The 17,459-nt window shown below is 63.2% G+C and carries 15 protein-coding genes; 11 read left to right on the forward strand and 4 right to left on the reverse strand.

Features of this window, described 5'->3' with window-relative positions:
* Positions 1-7 precede the first annotated feature (7 nt).
* From J3R84_RS26505 to J3R84_RS26520, 4 genes are all read left to right on the forward strand, one after another.
* Entirely contained in the window at positions 8-1,555 is a 1,548-nt protein-coding gene (locus tag J3R84_RS26505) for an arylsulfatase (protein ID WP_225906310.1), read from the forward strand.
* Between the two features lie 137 nt (positions 1,556-1,692).
* Entirely contained in the window at positions 1,693-4,188 is a 2,496-nt protein-coding gene (locus J3R84_RS26510) for a fused MFS/spermidine synthase (protein ID WP_225968516.1), read from the forward strand.
* 235 nt (positions 4,189-4,423) lie between these two features.
* The gene (locus J3R84_RS26515; RefSeq protein WP_025428485.1) at positions 4,424-4,960 is read left to right on the forward strand and encodes an L-2-amino-thiazoline-4-carboxylic acid hydrolase; all 537 of its coding nucleotides are present in this window, start codon (positions 4,424-4,426) and stop codon (positions 4,958-4,960) included.
* Positions 4,957-6,216, forward strand: a complete 1,260-nt coding sequence (locus J3R84_RS26520) for a Zn-dependent hydrolase (protein WP_203528130.1) — start codon at positions 4,957-4,959, stop codon at positions 6,214-6,216. Before J3R84_RS26515 ends, J3R84_RS26520 begins: the two co-directional genes overlap by 4 nt.
* Positions 6,217-6,273: 57 nt before the next feature.
* On the opposite strand, the gene J3R84_RS26525 is transcribed toward J3R84_RS26520, so the two are convergent.
* From J3R84_RS26525 to J3R84_RS26535, 3 genes are all read right to left on the reverse strand, one after another.
* Positions 6,274-6,963 (reverse strand): isochorismatase family protein, encoded by a 690-nt coding sequence (locus J3R84_RS26525; protein ID WP_025428484.1) that lies wholly within the window; start codon positions 6,961-6,963, stop codon positions 6,274-6,276.
* Between the two features lie 27 nt (positions 6,964-6,990).
* Complete coding sequence (gene ycaC / locus J3R84_RS26530) at positions 6,991-7,617, reverse strand: isochorismate family cysteine hydrolase YcaC (protein ID WP_113567596.1); 627 nt, start codon at positions 7,615-7,617, stop codon at positions 6,991-6,993.
* A gap of 93 nt (positions 7,618-7,710) precedes the next feature.
* Positions 7,711-8,586, reverse strand: coding sequence for a pirin family protein (locus tag J3R84_RS26535; RefSeq protein WP_113567567.1), 876 nt, complete (start codon positions 8,584-8,586; stop codon positions 7,711-7,713).
* Positions 8,587-8,711: 125 nt separating this feature from the next.
* Between J3R84_RS26535 and J3R84_RS26540 the strand changes: the two genes are divergently transcribed.
* A complete protein-coding gene (locus tag J3R84_RS26540; protein WP_057220129.1) occupies positions 8,712-9,632 on the forward strand; it encodes a LysR family transcriptional regulator in 921 nt (306 codons plus the stop codon).
* Positions 9,633-9,664: 32 nt separating this feature from the next.
* On the opposite strand, the gene J3R84_RS26545 is transcribed toward J3R84_RS26540, so the two are convergent.
* Entirely contained in the window at positions 9,665-10,894 is a 1,230-nt protein-coding gene (locus J3R84_RS26545) for an ROK family transcriptional regulator (RefSeq protein WP_057220130.1), read from the reverse strand.
* 231 nt (positions 10,895-11,125) lie between these two features.
* Between J3R84_RS26545 and J3R84_RS26550 the strand changes: the two genes are divergently transcribed.
* The 6 genes from J3R84_RS26550 to J3R84_RS26575 all read left to right on the forward strand — a co-directional run bounded on the left by J3R84_RS26550 (position 11,126) and on the right by J3R84_RS26575 (position 17,337).
* Positions 11,126-12,364 carry an extracellular solute-binding protein gene (locus tag J3R84_RS26550; RefSeq protein ID WP_113567569.1) on the forward strand — a complete coding sequence of 413 codons (1,239 nt, stop codon included), beginning with the start codon at positions 11,126-11,128 and terminating at the stop codon, positions 12,362-12,364.
* 203 nt (positions 12,365-12,567) lie between these two features.
* A complete protein-coding gene (locus tag J3R84_RS26555) occupies positions 12,568-13,449 on the forward strand; it encodes a carbohydrate ABC transporter permease (protein WP_057218272.1) in 882 nt (293 codons plus the stop codon).
* The gene (locus tag J3R84_RS26560) at positions 13,449-14,294 is read left to right on the forward strand and encodes a carbohydrate ABC transporter permease (protein ID WP_025428477.1); all 846 of its coding nucleotides are present in this window, start codon (positions 13,449-13,451) and stop codon (positions 14,292-14,294) included. The genes J3R84_RS26555 and J3R84_RS26560 overlap by 1 nt, the downstream gene beginning before the upstream one ends.
* Positions 14,291-15,316, forward strand: a complete 1,026-nt coding sequence (locus J3R84_RS26565; protein WP_162771110.1) for an SIS domain-containing protein — start codon at positions 14,291-14,293, stop codon at positions 15,314-15,316. Before J3R84_RS26560 ends, J3R84_RS26565 begins: the two co-directional genes overlap by 4 nt.
* Before the next feature lie 3 nt (positions 15,317-15,319).
* Positions 15,320-16,255 carry a PfkB family carbohydrate kinase gene (locus tag J3R84_RS26570; protein WP_057218278.1) on the forward strand — a complete coding sequence of 312 codons (936 nt, stop codon included), beginning with the start codon at positions 15,320-15,322 and terminating at the stop codon, positions 16,253-16,255.
* Positions 16,252-17,337 carry an ABC transporter ATP-binding protein gene (locus tag J3R84_RS26575; protein WP_025428474.1) on the forward strand — a complete coding sequence of 362 codons (1,086 nt, stop codon included), beginning with the start codon at positions 16,252-16,254 and terminating at the stop codon, positions 17,335-17,337. The genes J3R84_RS26570 and J3R84_RS26575 overlap by 4 nt, the downstream gene beginning before the upstream one ends.
* Positions 17,338-17,459 lie beyond the last annotated feature (122 nt).

Below are 17,459 nucleotides of genomic sequence, written 5' to 3' on the forward strand. Positions count from 1 at the left end.
CGTGCTGATGTCGACGCTATCGGCATCGGTCATGCCAGCAATGGCCCAGGATGCGGCCAAGCCCAATATCCTCGTCATCTTCGGCGACGATATCGGCCAGACCAACATCAGCGCCTATTCCATGGGTGTCATGGGCTACAAGACGCCCAATATCGACCGGCTTGCCTCTGAAGGCATGATGTTTACGGACTACTACGCCGAGAACAGCTGCACCGCCGGCCGCTCCACTTTCATCACCGGCCAGTCGGTGCTTCGTACCGGCATGTCGAAGGTCGGCGTTCCCGGAGCGCCCGTCGGCATCCAGGACCGAGACGTAACGATCGCCCAGGCGCTGAAGCCGCTCGGCTATGCGACGGGCCAGTTCGGCAAGAACCACCTGGGCGACCAGGATCGTTTCCTCCCGACAGCGCACGGTTTCGACGAATTCTTCGGCAACCTCTATCACCTCAATGCCGAGGAAGAGCCGGAGCGCCCCTACTGGCCGAAGGATCCCAATGATCCCTTCGTCAAGGCGGCCACGCCCCGCGGCGTGCTGCATTCGTTCGCCGACGGCAAGATTGAGGATACCGGCGCACTCAACACCAAGCGCATGGAAACGATCGACGACGAGACCACGGCAGCAGCCATCGGCTTCATGGAAAAGCAGGTCAAGGAAGGCAAGCCCTTCTTCACCTGGATGAACACGACGCGCATGCATCTGTTCACCCATATCCGGCCGGAATATAAGGGACAGAGCGGCATGCCGGGCAATGACTATGCCGACGGCATGATCGAGCACGACAACGATGTCGGCAAGCTGTTGAAGGCACTCGACGACCTGAAGATCGCCGAGAACACCATCGTCGTTTACGCCACCGACAACGGGCCCAATCAGTTCTCCTGGCCGGACGCGGCGACAACCCCGTTCCGCAGCGAGAAGGACACCAACTGGGAAGGCGCCTTCCGCGTGCCGGCGATGGTGCGCTGGCCGGGCAAGATCAAGCCCGGTGTTTCCAACGAGATGGTTTCCGGTCTCGACTGGTTCCCGACCTTGCTTGCCGCTGCCGGTGACAAGGACGTCAAGGAGCGGCTGTTGACGGGCACCAAGCTCGGCGACAAGGACTTCAAGGTTCACCTCGACGGCTACAACCAGCTTCCCTACCTTCTAGGCGAGCAGCCGAAGGGCGCGCGCAACGAGTTCTTCTACTTCAACGACGACGCCAAGCTCGTGGCCATTCGCTGGGACAACTGGAAAGCGGCCTTCTGCGAAATGCGCAAGCCCGGTGGCTTCGACGTCTGGCAGGATCCGTTCACCTGCCTGCGTGTGCCGAAGATCTTCAACCTGCGCATGGACCCCTATGAGCGGGCCGACATCGTCTCCGACCAGTACGACGACTGGAGGACCAAGAACGTCTATCTTGCAGGGATAGCCACCATGAAGGCCGCAAGCTTCCTGGAAACCTTCATCGAGTATCCGCCGAGCCAGAAGCCGGCGAGCTTCTCGGTCGACCAGGTCGAGGAAGGCGTGCATGCCAAGATCGACGAAATCATGAAAAAGGCCCCGGCCGCCCAATAAGCTGACGAAGGCGGCGCTCACCCGAGCGCCGCCTTTTCTTTCTTTGCATTTAGAATCTATGGTGAGCCGGATTGACCGCAAAGAGTTCCGCGCCCGTACGCTCGGTCGATGTCGACGGGGCTAACGAGAGACAGGGCATGCAGCAACGGGCCTTTGCCATCAGCCCCGCAATGGCCGGGTTCATGCTTTTCCTTTCCGGCGCGGCCGCGCTGATCTTTCAGGTTCTCTGGATCAAGCAACTCTCGCTCGTCACCGGTGTCGATGTGCATGCGGTCAGCGCCGGCGTCAGCGCCTTCTTTCTCGGCCTTGCCCTCGGCAGCTTCGCCATTGGTCGCTTCGGTGATCGTGCCCGCCGTCCCTTGCGCCTCTATGCGCTGCTTGAGACCGGCGTCGCCCTGCTCGGCGTTGTCGCCACATTTGCACTGGCGCGGATCGCGCCTCTCTTCGTCTCGATCGAGTCGAGCTTGCCTGTTGTCGCGTGGGGGATGCTGATCCTGCTCGTCGCCACACCAGCCTTTCTGATGGGCGGCACGCTGCCTGTTCTTCTGCGCGGCCTGCAGTCGGCTCCCGGCGGGATCGGGACCAAAGGCGGACGCCTCTACGCTGCCAATACGCTTGGCGCGATCGTCGGCTGCCTCGCCGTCTCCTTCGTCATCATTCCAGCGCTTGGGGTCCAGGCCACCGGCCTTGCCGCCGCCGCTCTCGGGCTAACCGCCGCTGCTATCGGCTTCTTGCGCAGTTCGGCTTTCGCCGTCTCCGCGCCGGACGCATCGCCGGCATCGTCCACTGGCGAAGGTGGGTCTCGCCTGGCGCTTGTTCTCTACGCGCTCGCCGGCGGCGTCGCGCTCGGCTACGAGGTCGCCTGGTCGCAGGCGATCGTGCAATTTATCTCCACCCGCTCCTTTGCCTTCTCCGTTGTGCTTGCCACCTACCTTGCCGGCCTTGCGCTGGGCGCAGCACTCTTTGCGCGGCGGACCGATCGGCTTGCCGATCCCTGGACCGCGTTCGGCCTGCTGATTACCGCCGCCGGCCTCGTCGCCCTTTTCGAACTGGCTGTGCTCGGCACCTGGCTCACCGCCTGGCAGACGAATGCCGAAGCTACGGTCGCAGCCATGACGGGCAGCATCTTTGCCGGCATGAGCGCGCGGTTTGTCGTGGCGGCGCTGAGCATCGTTTTCGTTCCGACGCTGATCCTCGGTGCTGCCTTTCCAGTCGCGTTGCGCCTTGCGGTCAACCCCGCCCATGTCGGGCGCGATACCGGCCGTGTGCTGGCGTTCAACACGCTCGGCGGCATCGCAGGAACCCTGGTCACGGGCTTTCTGCTGATCCCGGCACTCGGCATCATCCGCAGCTTTGCCATATTGGCGGTCGTCGCCGCCGTGATCGGCCTTGTCGCAATCTTCAGGGGCAAAGGCAGCGTGCTTGCCGGCTCTCGCCTGGTCGTGCCCGTGCTCGGCGCCCTCACGCTTTTGCTTGCGGTCCTCGTGCCATCGGACCGGCTCGCCACTCTGCTGACGAAGTCGCGCAGCGACGGTAGAATCATTTCCTACGAAGAGGGCCTCGGCGCCACGGTCGCGGTTATCGAGCAGGGGCAAGCCGACCGCCGCTTCCGCCGGCTCTATATCCAGGGTGTTTCCAACACCGGCGATGCCATGCCGTCGCTGCGCTACATGCGGCTGCAGGCTTTGTTGCCGCTCCTCATCCACAAGGGCGAACCGAAGTCGGCGCTGGTGATCGGGCTTGGAACCGGCATTACCGCCGGCTCGCTGCTCGCCTATCCCGGGCTGGAACGCCGCGTGGCAGCGGAGCTATTGCCCTCCGTTGCGCGTGCAACAAGCCTGTTCAAGGGCAATTATGACGCAGCCAAGGATCCCCGACTTGAGGTCCGGCTGCGCGACGGGCGCCGCGAACTGCTGCGCAGCCAGGAACGCTACGACCTCATCACCCTGGAGCCGCCGCCGCCATCGGCGGCCGGCGTCGTCAATCTCTACTCGTCGGACTTCTACCGCCTCGCGCGCGACCGCCTGGCTGAGAATGGCATGGTCGCGCAATGGCTGCCGATCGCAACCCAGAACGACGAAGACACCCGCTCCCTCGTCAGGAGCTTCCTCGACACCTTCCCCGAAGCTACGCTCTGGTCGACGGAACTGCACGAGATGCTGCTCATCGGCTCGCTCGAACCGCAACAGCTCGACGCGACACGAATTGCCGACCGGATGAAAGAGCGCTCGATTGCCGCAGCCCTCGGCGAGGTCGGCATATCCAGCCCGGCCGATCTGCTGGCGACCTGGATGATGGACCGCACGGGGCTGGAACGTTACGCGGGTTCTGCACTTCCGGTGACCGACGACCAGCCTCGGATCGAATATGCAAGCTGGGTGCGCCCCGACGAGTTGCAGCGCATCCTTCCGGCGCTGATCGCCCTGCGGACGGAACTTCCGCTTGTTGCCGCCGACCCCACGACGAAAGCGTCGATTGCCGAGGCGCACAACCGGTTGCTGCTCTTCTACCAGGCCTCGCTCAATGCCTATGCCGGCTACCGCGCCGAATGGGCTCGCGACTTGGAACTGCTGATGCAGGTCGAGCCGGCCAATCCCTATTACAAATGGTTCGTTTCAAGCAGTCAGCGATGACGGATTGGCTGAGGTGATCGATGCGGCTCCAATGGCCCCGCGCCGGCACCTGCATGCCGCGCCGCCAACCGCAACCGATCAAGAATAATTCCGCGAGAAATGCAGCTGGGCGCGAAATATTTGCGCAACAGCCCTTGTGAATGGGACGGATTTGCAACCCGGCGCCCGCGATCACGGTGTATCCTGTCGCTCAATCGAACCAACCATCTGTTGGACAGGGAGGCAGGGTATCTTCATGACAAACGAGGACAAGACCGGGGACGCGGCGACATCACGCGCCGCGATGGAAGGCGAGTTGGGCATTCTCGCACGGCGACGCATAGAGGCGGGCATTATCGCGCCGATCTATGAGGCAATGCGCGAAGAGATCGGCGAGGAGCGCGCCCAGGCTATTCTCGACAAGGCCGTCAGCCGCGCCGCGATCGAGGCCGGCAAGGCGTTTGCGGCGAAAACGCCTGGCGGTACCAACCTGCGGACGTTCCAGGAATTGCAGGATCTCTGGACGCAGGACGATGCCCTGACGATCGAGGTGACGAAGGCGACCGACGACGAATTCCACTACAACGTCAAGCGCTGTCGCTACGCCGAGACCTATCGCGAGATGGGGCTCGGCCATATCGGCCACCTGCTTTCCTGCAACCGCGACGGCGTGTTCTGCACCGGCTACGATCCGCGCATCACGCTCGAGCGCACGCAAACGGTGATGCAGGGCGCGTCCCATTGCGATTTCCGCTACCGCCTGAATGCTGAAGCAACCGGAGAGCAGAAATGACCACGGCGGGACAGCCAAGCAAAACCCCGGCCGCCGGCACCAACATGCCCCGGATCAACGGCGACCGGCTATGGGCTGATATCGTCACGACCGCTCGCTTCGGTGGCACCGACAAGGGCGGCGTCACCCGGCTGACACTGACGGAAGAGGACCGGCAGGTCCGCGACTGGTTCGTCGGCGAATGCCGCTCGCTTGGTTGCACGATCGACGTCGACGGGATCGGCAATATCTTCGCCACCTACCCCGGCGAAGATCCATCAATGCCGCCTATCGCCGTCGGCAGCCACCTTGATACCCAGCCGCAAGGCGGCAGGTTCGATGGCGTCCTCGGCGTTCTTGCCGGGGTTGAACTGATCCGCACGCTCAAGGAGACCGGCACAGTGCTGCGGCATGGCCTGACCGTCGTCAACTGGACGAACGAGGAAGGCTCGCGCTTCTCGCCGGCGATGATGGGTTCCGGCGTCTTTTCCGGCGCATCCTGCCTGGAAGCGATCGAGGCCCTGACTGACCGGGACGGGACGACCGTGAAGACGGCGCTCGAAACGATCGGCTATCGCGGCGAAATCCCTGTCGGACATGTGGGCTTTGCCGCCTATGTCGAACTCCACATCGAGCAGGGCCCGCTCTTGGAAGCAGCGGCGACGGAAATCGGCATCGTCACAGGCGTGCAGGGTGTGCGCTGGTTCGACGTCTCCATTACCGGGACCGAGGCCCATGCGGGCAGCACCCCGATGGCGCAACGCGACGACGCGCTGGTCGCGGCTTCAGAGATCGTGCTTGCCGTGCGCGACATCGCCCGCCGTCATTCGCCCGGTGTCGGGACAACAGGCTTTGCCACGGTCGGCCCCAATTCCCGCAATGTCGTGCCGGGCACAGTGCAATTGCAGATCGATATGCGTCACCCTTCGGAAGCAGGCCTGAGCCAAATGCAGGCCGCGCTGGAGCAGGCTGTCGCAGCGATCGATGCCGAGATCGGGCTCAAACACATCTGGTCGAAGCAGCCGGTCGTCTTCGAACCCGCCACTGTCGAAGCGGTGCGCGCCAGCGCCGAGGCACTCAGCTATTCCGCAACCGAAGTGGTCTCCGGTGCCGGTCACGATGCAGCCCATATCGCCGGCATCTGCCCGACGGCCATGATCTTCGTGCCTTCCAAGGACGGGCTGTCGCACAACGAGGCGGAATATTCCTCGCCTGAGGAATGCGCGCGCGGTACCGACGTCCTGCTGCAGACGGTCCTGCAGATCGACCTGAAATGACGACAGATGTCGCCGGCAGGGCTTCCCACCGGCGACGTTTTCTCAGTGCGTGCTGGTTCAGCCGCGGGCTGAATCCAATTGCTCGTGCTCTTTCTCGACCTGCTGTGCCTTCAGGTAGCTTTCGATCAGCAACTGATATTCCGGGAAGATCTTGGTGTAGATCTCGGCCCATTGCTGCGCATCGTCACGATGCCAGGTGCGCTGAAGCTCGGAAGCGACGGCCGCCGTGTCCATCGGGACAACGCCCGCCTGGACGACGCGGGCAAGCGTGATCTCCTGCGCCATCTTCGAGTAGGTACCCGATGCGTCGACGACGGCGAAGACCTTGTAGCCTTCATGGACGGCGCTGATCGCCGGGAATGCCATGCAGACGCTGGTGATGGTGCCGGCAATGATCAGCGTCTTGCGGCCCGTCGCCTTGACGGCCGCCACGAAGTCCGGATTGTCCCAAGCGTTGATCTCGCCGCGACGCGCAATGTACGTGGCATGCGGCGCATTCGCATGGATTTCCGGGATCAGCGGACCATTCGGCCCCTGCGGCACCGATGCCGTGGTGATGACAGGCATCTTCGTCAGCGTCGCCATGCTTGCAAGGGCCGCCGCATGGGCGCGCAGCTTCGGCATCGGCATGTCGTTGACGGTCTGGAACAGCCCGCTCTGGTGATCGATCAGAAGCATGACCGCATCATCGGGATCGATGACCGGGCGAGCGCCGTTGAAGTTGGCGACATTGTTGACGTTCGTCATGGGTATTCTCCTGTTGCCAGACCGCAATTAGCGGGAAGCCTTGGTGGTGGTGTAGCTGCTGATCAGGTTGCGGTAGTCGGGGATATGGTTGGAGAACAGCGTTCCCAGCCCCTCGACGTCGTTGCGCCAATCGCGATGCAGTTCGCAGGCGAGACCAAACCAGGTCATCAGTTGGGCGCCGGCTTGCGACATGCGATCCCAGGCCGAATGGCGGGTGATTTCGTTGAACGTGCCTGACGCGTCAGTGACGACGAAGACGTCAAAACCTTCCTCGAGGGCGGACAGGGCTGGGAAGGCAACGCAGACCTCGGTGACGACGCCGGCAATGATCAGCTGCTTCTTGCCGGTAGCCTTGATCGCCTTGACGAAGTCTTCATTGTCCCAGGCATTGATCTGGCCGGGGCGCGGGATGAACGGCGCATCCGGGAACATTTCCTTCAGTTCCGGCACGATCGGGCCGTTGGGGCCATCCTCGAAGCTGGTCGTCAGAACCGTCGGCAGCTTGAAGTATTTCGCGAGGTCCGCGAGCGCCAGAACGTTGTTCTTGAACTTGTCGGGGTCGATATCCCTGACCAGCGAGAGCAGACCCGCTTGGTGGTCGACGAGCAGAACCGCAACCTGATCCTTGTCGAGACGCTTGTAGGTTTTTGCCATAGTGAAGACTCCTTCATCTTTTGTCTTGTCCGCGTGCTCGGGCCGTTGATCGGCCGTCATGGGCTCGGCGCGGAGTTCCGAGCTCACGAGAACTCAAAGTGCCGGTGCGGCAACGGCGCCGAAGCTGCCGTTCTGGAAGTCGGCGAAGGCCTGACGGATTTCGTCGGCCGTGTTCATCACGAAGGGGCCGTGCATGACCACGGGTTCATCGATCGGCTCGCCGCTCAAGACGAGAACGGTCGCATCGGAGCTGGCGTCGAGCGTAATGGCGCCGCCTTCGCGGCCGAGGAGGCCGAACTGGGCTTCGCCGATCAGATCGCTGCCGTTCACCAGCACGGTGCCGTGTAGCACCGCCAGGCCGACCGAATGGCTCTCAGGCAGGTCGAGTGCAAGAGAGCCACCCCGTTTCAGGCGGAGGTCCCAAAGATTGATCGGGGTAAATGTCTTCGCAGGTCCATTGCGACCGTCGAACGCGCCGGCGATCACCCGCAGCGTCCCGGCATCCTCCGGCAGCGTCACCGTCGGAATGTCGCCGTTGACCAGCGTCTGGTAACCAGGCTTTGCGGATTTGGCGCGCGCCGGCAGGTTGACCCAGAGCTGGACCATCTCCAGCGTCCCGCCCTGTTTGGTGAAGGCGTCGGAATGGTATTCTTCGTGAAGGATGCCGGCGGCGGCCGTCATCCATTGCACGTCGCCGGGACCGATATGGCCGCCATTGCCTGCCGAGTCGCGATGATCCACTTCGCCGCGATAGACGATGGTCACCGTCTCGAAGCCGCGATGCGGATGCACGCCGACGCCACGCGGCCGGCTGGTCGGTGCAAATTCTGTCGGGCCTGCATAGTCGACCAGCAGGAACGGGCTTGCATGTTCGCCGACGCTGTCATGGGACAGCAGCGAACGGACCGGAAAACCATCGCCAACCCAGTGCTGCCGGGCGTTTCCAAAAATGCCGAGTATCTTGCGCATTGGTGTTTCTCCTTGTGCATCGCCTTGCAAGCGATGACGTTGGGAGGAACATATTCTCGCGACAAATCTGGCGGTAGACAGCCAAATCGGACTATTGTGTCCTATCAATAGGACAATCATCCGCCATGCAGGACCTGAACGATCTTAAGCTTTTCGTCGATGTCGTCGAGCAGAACGGTTTTGCTGCGGCCGCGCGCAAGCTCAATATGCCGCGTTCGCGGCTGAGCCGCCGCATCGGCTTGCTGGAAGAACAGCTTCGCGTCCGCCTTGTTCAGCGTTCGACGCGCCACTTCGTCGTGACGGATATCGGCAGGGAGTACTATCGCCATTGTGTGGCGATGCTGGTCGAGGCGGAAGCCGCGCAGGAGGTGATCGACCGTATGCGCTCCGAACCGCAGGGCGTCGTGCATGTCAGTTGTCCCTCCTCGGTCCTCTATTTCCAGGTCGGCGAGATGATTGCCCGCTTCATGGCCGGCTGCCCGAAGGTCGAGGTGGTGCTCGAAAGCACCAATAGGCAAGTGGATGTGCTGCGCGAAGGCATAGACGTGGCCATCCGCGTTCGTTTTCCACCGCTCGAGGAGAGCGATCTCGTGATCAAGAGGCTGGCTGAAAGCGGGCAGCGCCTGGTCGCCAGCCCCGGACTGCTCGGTCAGGATGCACGACCGCTGAAGCCCGCCGATCTCACGGACCTTCCGAGCCTGGCATGGAATTCCAACCGGCAGGAGCATGAGTGGTGTCTGGACGGTCCTGATGGTGCCAATGCCATTGTCCGCCATCACCCGCGGCTTGTCACCGAAGATATGGTGGCCCTGCGCCTCGCCGCCCTGAAAGGCGTCGGCGTCACCCAGCTGCCGACCATGGTCGTCAGGCAGGACCTGAAGGACGGAACGCTGGTCGACGTGCTGCCCGACTGGGCGCCCCGATCAGGCATCATTCACGCAGCCTTTCCATCGCGGCGCGGCCTGCTTCCCTCGGTCAGGGCTCTGCTCGACTTTCTCGCGGCCGAATATGCCGAACTTGCACGCCTTGACGAGCCGGGGACCTGATCGGCGCCGATGACGCGCCGCAAGCCGCAGCCTCAGGAATGGTCGGCGGCGCGGGTCTTCAGGATTGCCGAAAAGCGCGGGTCAAATGTGCGGCTGATCGGCTCGGCGGCAGCGCCGATCGCGACCGCCCAGGGATCGGTGAAGCCGACCTGCAGGCGCGGCAGACTGCGATCACGGCGATCGGCGAGTGACGGAAGCAGTGGTTGCATCGCATCCGTGACCAGCCGCGCCAGGCCGGGCGGAAGCCCGCCGCACAGGATCACCGTCTGCGGGTCGAAGATGGTTTCGAGTGCCTGGACAGCCGCGCGCAGTTCGTAGACGGCCGCATCCAGCCAACCGGGCAACCTGATATCTTCACTCTCCACGGCCGCATCAATGTGGGCATAGAGGTCCGGATCGGCAGGATCGAGCGCGAGCAGCTTGCACAGAGAGGCGATCGAAGCGCGGTATTCAAGCGGCGTGCGCTCATGCTCGGCAGCACCGCGCGGCAGACTGAGAATCATGCCGATCTCGCCGGCATTGCCATTGGCACCGCGATAAAGCTCGCCATTGAGGATCAACCCGGCGCCAAGGCCATAGCCGAGATAGATGCAGATCGCGTGATCGACGCCATGGGCGGCACCGACCAGGCGCTCGGCGGTGGCTGCGGCGGCAGAGTCGTTCTGCAGGCCGACATCGAGACCTGTGCCTGCAGCAAGCGTTTCGAGTAGCGGGAAATTCTGCCACGCCGCCATCATCCAGGGATCGTCAGCGTCGGCGTCGATACCGAAGGGACCGGGCATCGCCGCACCGAGCCCGACGAGGCGATCCTCCGATTGCGGCGCGATCGACGCCAGGTCGCTTCGGGTCTTTTCGATCAGGTCGAGAATGGTTTTCACGCCGGTCACCGGCCCGCCCGCCGGAAGGTTGGCCTCCCGGCGCGCCAGGACCGTACCCACCAGGTCGACGGCGATGGTGCGTGTGACGTGCCTGTCGATCTGCAGGCCGATCGCGAAGGCGCCCTCGGCAACCAGACGATAGGGCGTTGACGGCTGTCCCCGGCCGCTGCGAACGACTGCCAGCGACTGAACCAGCCCGTCACGCTCAAGCTCTTCGATGATGTTTGAAACCGTCTGCTTCGTCAGCGCCGTCGCACGGGCAAGATCGGCGCGGGACAGCTGCCCGTTCAGCCGCAACGCGTCGATCATGACACGACGGTTGTGGGCGCTCGCCCCTTCCTGGTTGGTGCCGCTCTTTGCCCGGATCGGGCGTAAATCATTCATCCTCAAAACCCTCTTGACACTGTTAGAATATTGAACAAGAAATAAGTCAAGACAATTGACTTAATTGAGAGCCGCAAAGAGCTCCAGGGGAACGAAGGTCATGGCCAAAGGTCGTCACCAGCGCTCCGATAGATATGTCGACGGCCGTCCGCAAGCGGGCGGATTTCTTATATTCGGTGCACCGGGGAGGTGTATCGGCAAAACTGAACCGCTCAGTTATTGGAGGCAGGAATGTTGAAATCCATTAAAACCACGTTGCTCAGCGCAACCTTGCTCGGCTTGTCCTTTGCCGGCCACGCCTATGCTGAAACCACACTCAATGCGCTGTTCATGGCGCAGGCGGCCTATAGCGAAGCCGACGTGCGCGCGATGACCGAGGCCTTCACCAAGGCCAATCCCGACGTGAAGGTGAACCTCGAATTCGTTCCCTACGAAGGCCTGCATGACAAGACCGTGCTGGCGCAGGGCTCCGGCGGCGGCTACGACGTCGTGCTCTTCGACGTGATCTGGCCGGCCGAATACGCCGCCAACAAGGTGCTGGTCGACATCTCCGACCGGATCACCGACGAGATGAAATCCGGCGTGCTGCCGGGCGCCTGGACGACGGTCGAATATGACGCCAAGCGCTACGGCATGCCTTGGATCCTCGACACAAAATACCTGTTCTACAACAAGGAAATCCTTGAAAAGGCTGGGATCAAGGCGCCGCCGAAAACCTGGGACGAACTGACGGAACAGGCCAAGATCATCAAGGACAAGGGGTTGCTCGCAACGCCGATCGCCTGGAGCTGGTCGCAGGCCGAAGCCGCGATCTGCGACTACACCACGCTTGTCAGCGCCTATGGCGGCAAGTTCATCGACGGCGGCAAGCCTGCCTTTACGTCCGGCGGCGGTCTCGACGCGCTCAACTACATGGTCACGAGCTATTCGTCGGGCCTGACCAATCCGAACTCGAAGGAATTCCTCGAGGAAGACGTTCGCAAGGTCTTTCAGAACGGTGAAGCCGCCTTCGCGCTCAACTGGACCTACATGTACAACCTCGCCAACGACCCCAAGGAAAGCAAGGTTGCCGGCAAGGTCGGCGTCGTGCCGGCACCGGGTGTTGCGGGCAAGAGCGAGGTGTCGGCCGTCAACGGGTCGATGGGCCTCGGCATCACCTCGACCAGCAAGCACCCGGACGAAGCGTGGAAGTACATCGTCCACATGACATCGCAGCCGACGCAGAATGCCTATGCCAAGCTGAGCCTGCCGATCTGGGCCTCGTCCTATGAAGACGCCAATGTCACCAAGGGCCAGGAAGAGCTGATCGCCGCCGCCAAGCTCGGCCTTGCCGCCATGTATCCGCGCCCGACGACGCCGAAGTACCAGGAGCTTTCGACAGCCCTGCAGCAGGCGATCCAGGAAGCGTTGCTTGGACAGGCCTCCGCCGAGGATGCACTCAAGACCGCCGCCGAAAACAGCGGTCTCTGATCCCACGGCTTCGACCTCCCGGGTGGCCCTGCCGCCCGGGACTTGCCGGAACGGTTTCACCGGCAATAGCATGAGCCCACGGCATAATTCCTTAAATCGGAATCGACTTAAGGAATTATGCGGCAGGTTTAAAGCGCTACAGCGTGCTTTGCGCGTCATATCTGATGCGCGGCGCTGTAGATGGCCTAAAAGGTTTCCATCCCATGTCCGGTACCTGGATAACAACACGCGCGTGGCTGCTGATGCTGCCGCTGCTCGCAGTCATGATCGCTGTCATCGGTTGGCCGTTGGTCGACACCGTCAGGCTTTCGTTCACTGACGCAAAGCTCGTCGGCACCGAAGGCAGCTTCGTCGGCCTCGACAACTATGCCAAGGTGCTCGGCGGTTCGAACTTCATGCGGGCCTTGGTCACGACCACATGGTTTGCGGTTGTCTCGGTGACCGCCGAAATGGTGATCGGCGTGCTGGCGGCCCTGCTGCTCAATCAGCAATTCCGCGGCCGCACGGCATTGCGCGCCTTGATGATCCTGCCCTGGGCGCTGCCGACGGTCGTCAACGCGACGCTGTGGCGGCTGATCTACAATCCGGAATATGGTGCACTGAACGCGGCCCTGATGCAGATCGGCCTGATCGACAGCTATCGCTCCTGGCTCGGCGAGCCCAGCTCGGCGCTGACAGCCCTGATCGTCGCCGACTGCTGGAAGAACTTTCCGCTCGTTGCCCTGATCGCGCTTGCAGCTCTCCAGGCGGTGCCGCGCGACATCACGGCCGCCTCGCTCGTCGATGGCGCAGGCCCGTTCAACCGCTTCCGCTATGTCATCATGCCCTATCTCGCCGGCCCGTTGCTCGTGGCGCTGGTGCTGCGCACGATCGAAGCCTTCAAGGTCTTCGACCTCATCTGGGTGATGACACGCGGCGGCCCGGCCAACAGCACGCGCACGCTGTCGATCCTCGTCTATCAGGAAGCTTTCTCGTTTCAGCGGGCAGGGTCCGGCGCCTCGCTGGCGCTGATCGTCACACTGCTGGTGACCGTACTTGCGGTCGCCTATGCCGCACTTGTGCGCAAAGCCGCGGGAGCCACCTGATGGAACGCCAGAGCCCACTGTTCACTGCCTTCATCTACGCCTGCGCCCTGTTGCTGACGGCCGTCATCCTGGCGCCTGTTGTGTGGCTCTTCGTCATGAGCATCTCGTCTGCGGCCGACCTTTCGGCAAAGCCGCTCAACTGGTGGCCTGATGAGATCGATCTGTCGCGCTATGGGCTGCTGCTGACCACGCTCGAAAACACCGCCGGCGCGGCCTTCGTCGCTTCGCTCTTCAATAGCCTGAAGGTCGCCGGCATGGCGACGCTTGCCGCCATCGCCGTTGCCATTCCCTCGGCCTGGGCCGTGTCGCGCACGCCCACCGTCTCCTGGTCGCTTTACGCGGTGATCGCCACCTACATGCTGCCGCCGGTGGCGCTGGCGGTGCCGCTCTATATGGGCCTTGCCACTCTCGGCCTGTTGAATTCGGTCTTCGGCCTTGCACTCGTCTATCTCACCATCCTTGCGCCCTTCACCACCTGGCTGCTGAAGTCCGGCTTCGATTCCATTCCCAAGGAGATCGAGAGCGCTGCCATGATCGACGGCGCCAGGCTGGATCAGATCCTCAGGCTGATCACCCTGCCGCTCGCCGCCCCCGTGATGGCGACCTCGGCACTCTTTGCCTTTCTGCTTGCCTGGGACGAATTCTTCTATGCGCTGCTGTTCACCTCGGACCTGCGCGCAAAAACCCTGACGGTCGCCATCGCCGATCTCGCCGGCGGCCGCGTTTCCGACTACGGACTGATTGCGACCGCCGGCGTGCTAGCCGCCCTGCCTCCGGTGCTGATCGGCCTCATCATGCAAAAAGCCCTGATCTCCGGGCTCACCAGCGGCGGCGTCAAGGGATGACCATGAGCGATACCACAAACCGCCCGGCCGGGCTCATTGCAATAGACCGCGAAATGGCCCGTCAGGCTTCAGACGCCGTCGCCTCGTTCCACGCCGCACAGGCGCTCAACGGCAGGATCGCTGCATCGCTCAGATCGACCGGCAAGCTGTTACTGCTCGGAATGGGCGGCTCGCATGCGGTTGGTCGCGCGCTCGAACCGCTCTACCGGGCCCACGGCATCGACGCGATCGCGCTGCCGCTGTCCGAACAGCTGGGCCAGCCGCTGGCGATCGAAGGCAAGACGATCCTCGTCACGTCGCAGTCCGGTGAAAGTGCGGAGGTTCTGCGCTGGTTCGCCGAGACCAATGGGGCGACCGGCGACACCTTCGGCCTGACCCTCGAAGAGGGCTCCTTCTTGGCCCGCAGCGCCCCATCGCTGGTCGGCGTCGGTGGCACCGAAAAGGCATTTGCCGCGACACGCAGCCTGACGATCAGCTTCGCGCTGCACCTCTCGATCCTTGCCGCCCTCGGAGACGACGCATCTGCGACATTGCAGGCGATCGAAGCGCCTCAGGCGCCCGACACGACTTCGGCGCTCGCAGCGCTTGCGGATGTCCGCGCCGTGGTAACGTCCGGCCGCCAACTTCAGGGACTTGCCGAAGCGATCGGGCTCGGTCTGACCGAGTTGTCCCGGCTGCCCTGCTTCTCGCTCGAAGGCGGGCAGCTGCGGCACGGGCCAATGGAAATGCTCGGCCCGTCGGTCGGCGTCGTCTTGTTTCGCGCCGCCGATGCAACTGCCGGCCTCGTCAGCGTCATGGCGGTTTCCGCAGCCGAAGCCGGTTCTCCGGTTGTCGTCTTTGATGCCTCCGGCGAGGCACCAATCCCTGGCGTGACCACGCTTTCCTTCAAACCGGCCGCCGGCATGGCCGCGATCTTTGCGATGCTGCCGGTGGCGCAGTTGTTCATGATCGCCTTTGCCGAGGCGCGTGTCGTCGATGCCGGAACGCCGGTCCGATCGACCAAGATTACCCGGAGCGAATGAAGCATGCGTCCTCTTGTCGTCATCGGCAACGTCAACGTCGATCTGATCCTCGGGCCGGCCGCACCCTGGCCAAAGGCCGGCACCGAAATCATCGTCGATCACGATGAGCTGCGCGTCGGCGGCTGCGCCGGCAACAGCGCGCTTGCCTGGGATTCGCTTGGGGTCGATTATGCGATCGCCGCCAACATCGGTAACGACCAGTTCGGCACCTGGCTGAAAGACGCCTTTGCCGAGCGGGCCAGTGGCTGGCCGGTCGAAAACGTCGGCACGACGCTGTCGGTCGGCATTACCCATCCGGACGGCGAGCGCACCTTCTTCACCACCCGTGGACACCTACCGCTCTTAAATTTCGACGAAATCCGGACAATGCTCGACGGCGAGCACCTGCGTGGCGGTCTGGCGCTGCTTGCCGGCTCCTTCCTCACCGACGCGCTGACCGCCGCCTATGACGATGTCTTCGACTGGGCCGAGGCGCATGACATCGCCGTGGCACTCGACACCGGCTGGCCGCTCGACGGCTGGACGGATGCCAACTGCGCGGCGACGATCGGCTGGCTGAAACGCTGTCGGCTCGCGCTCTTCAACGAGGTCGAGACGACGACGCTGACGGGCCTTGTCGATGCGGCAGAGGCAGCGCGCGCGCTCAAGTCCCACATGCCGGCCGACGCGATCGTCGTCGTCAAGCGCGGGCCGAACGGCGCCCTTGCCCTCGGCCCGACCGGAGACATCGTCTCCGTCGTCGCGCCCACGGTCAAAGTGATCGACACGATCGGCGCGGGCGACGTGTTCAACGCCGGGTTCCTTGCAGCCCTTGCCGCCGGAATGCCGCTGGAAAACTGCCTTCGCACCGGCGTCACCATCGCCTCTGAGGCAATCTCGACGCTGCCGCGCAGCTATGGAAAACCCTTGTCCGCCTTTCTTCAGGAGACGATCGCATGAGCGCGCTTGAGATCCACAACATCCACAAGCGCTACGGCGAAGTCGAAACGCTGAAGGGCATCGACATCGCGCTGGAAAGCGGCGAGTTTCTCGTGCTGCTCGGCTCTTCGGGCTGCGGCAAGTCGACCCTGCTCAATATCATCGCCGGCCTTGCCGAGCCGAGCGGTGGCGATATCCGCATCGGGCCTCGGTCGATCATCGGGATGCACCCAAAGGATCGCGACATCGCCATGGTGTTCCAATCCTATGCGCTCTACCCAAACATGAGCGTTGCCCGCAACATCGGTTTCGGCCTCGAAATGCGTAAAGTTCCGGCGCCGGAACGGGAAAAGGCGGTCATTGAGACAGCGAAGCTGCTGCAGATCGAAAACCTGCTTGAGCGCAAGCCGAGCCAGCTCTCTGGCGGCCAGCGACAGCGCGTCGCCATCGGCCGGGCGCTCGTGCGAAACCCGCAGGTTTTCCTCTTCGACGAGCCGCTGTCGAACCTCGATGCCAAGCTGCGGATGGAGATGCGCACCGAGCTGAAGCGCCTGCACCAATTGCTGAAGACGACGGTTGTTTATGTCACCCATGACCAGATCGAGGCGATGACGCTTGCTACGCGCATCGCCGTCATGCGCGACGGCCGCATCGAACAGCTCGGCACGCCGGAAGAGATCTACGATCGCCCGGCCACGCTTTATGTCGCGGGCTTCGTCGGCTCGCCGCCGATGAACATTTTTGAGGCTGAAGTATCAGACAGCAGTTTGCGCGTGGAAGGCGGCGACCAGCCGATCGCCCTGCCGGCGCGTTTTCATGGCAAGGTGCAGAATGGCCAACGCGTCAAGGTCGGCATCCGCCCGGAGGCGCTGCGGCTGGCAACAGCCGAGTCCAATGCACTGCGGCTGACGGCGCGCGTCGAGGTTGTCGAGCTGACCGGCCCGGAACTGGTGGTGACGGCGCGCATCGGCGACCAGCGCATCACCGCCTGCCTGCCGCCGCGCACGCAGCTGGCCATCGATGCGGAGCGAACATTCGCTTTCGACGAGGGCGCCTTGCATCTGTTCGACCCGGAAACCGGTCGGTCCTTGCTTTCCGGTTGATGCGGAAAGGGGCTCGCTCGGTCCCGGCGCCTATCGCGTACCCAAAGCGAGTGGCGAAGTGACGTTCGATATGTCGACCTGCGGCGGAGGCGCCGCAAGCACTGTTCCGCGGCCCTCATGCC

This window comes from Ensifer canadensis (genome assembly GCF_017488845.2).
In the GTDB taxonomy this organism is placed as follows: Bacteria; Pseudomonadota; Alphaproteobacteria; order Rhizobiales; family Rhizobiaceae; genus Ensifer; species Ensifer canadensis.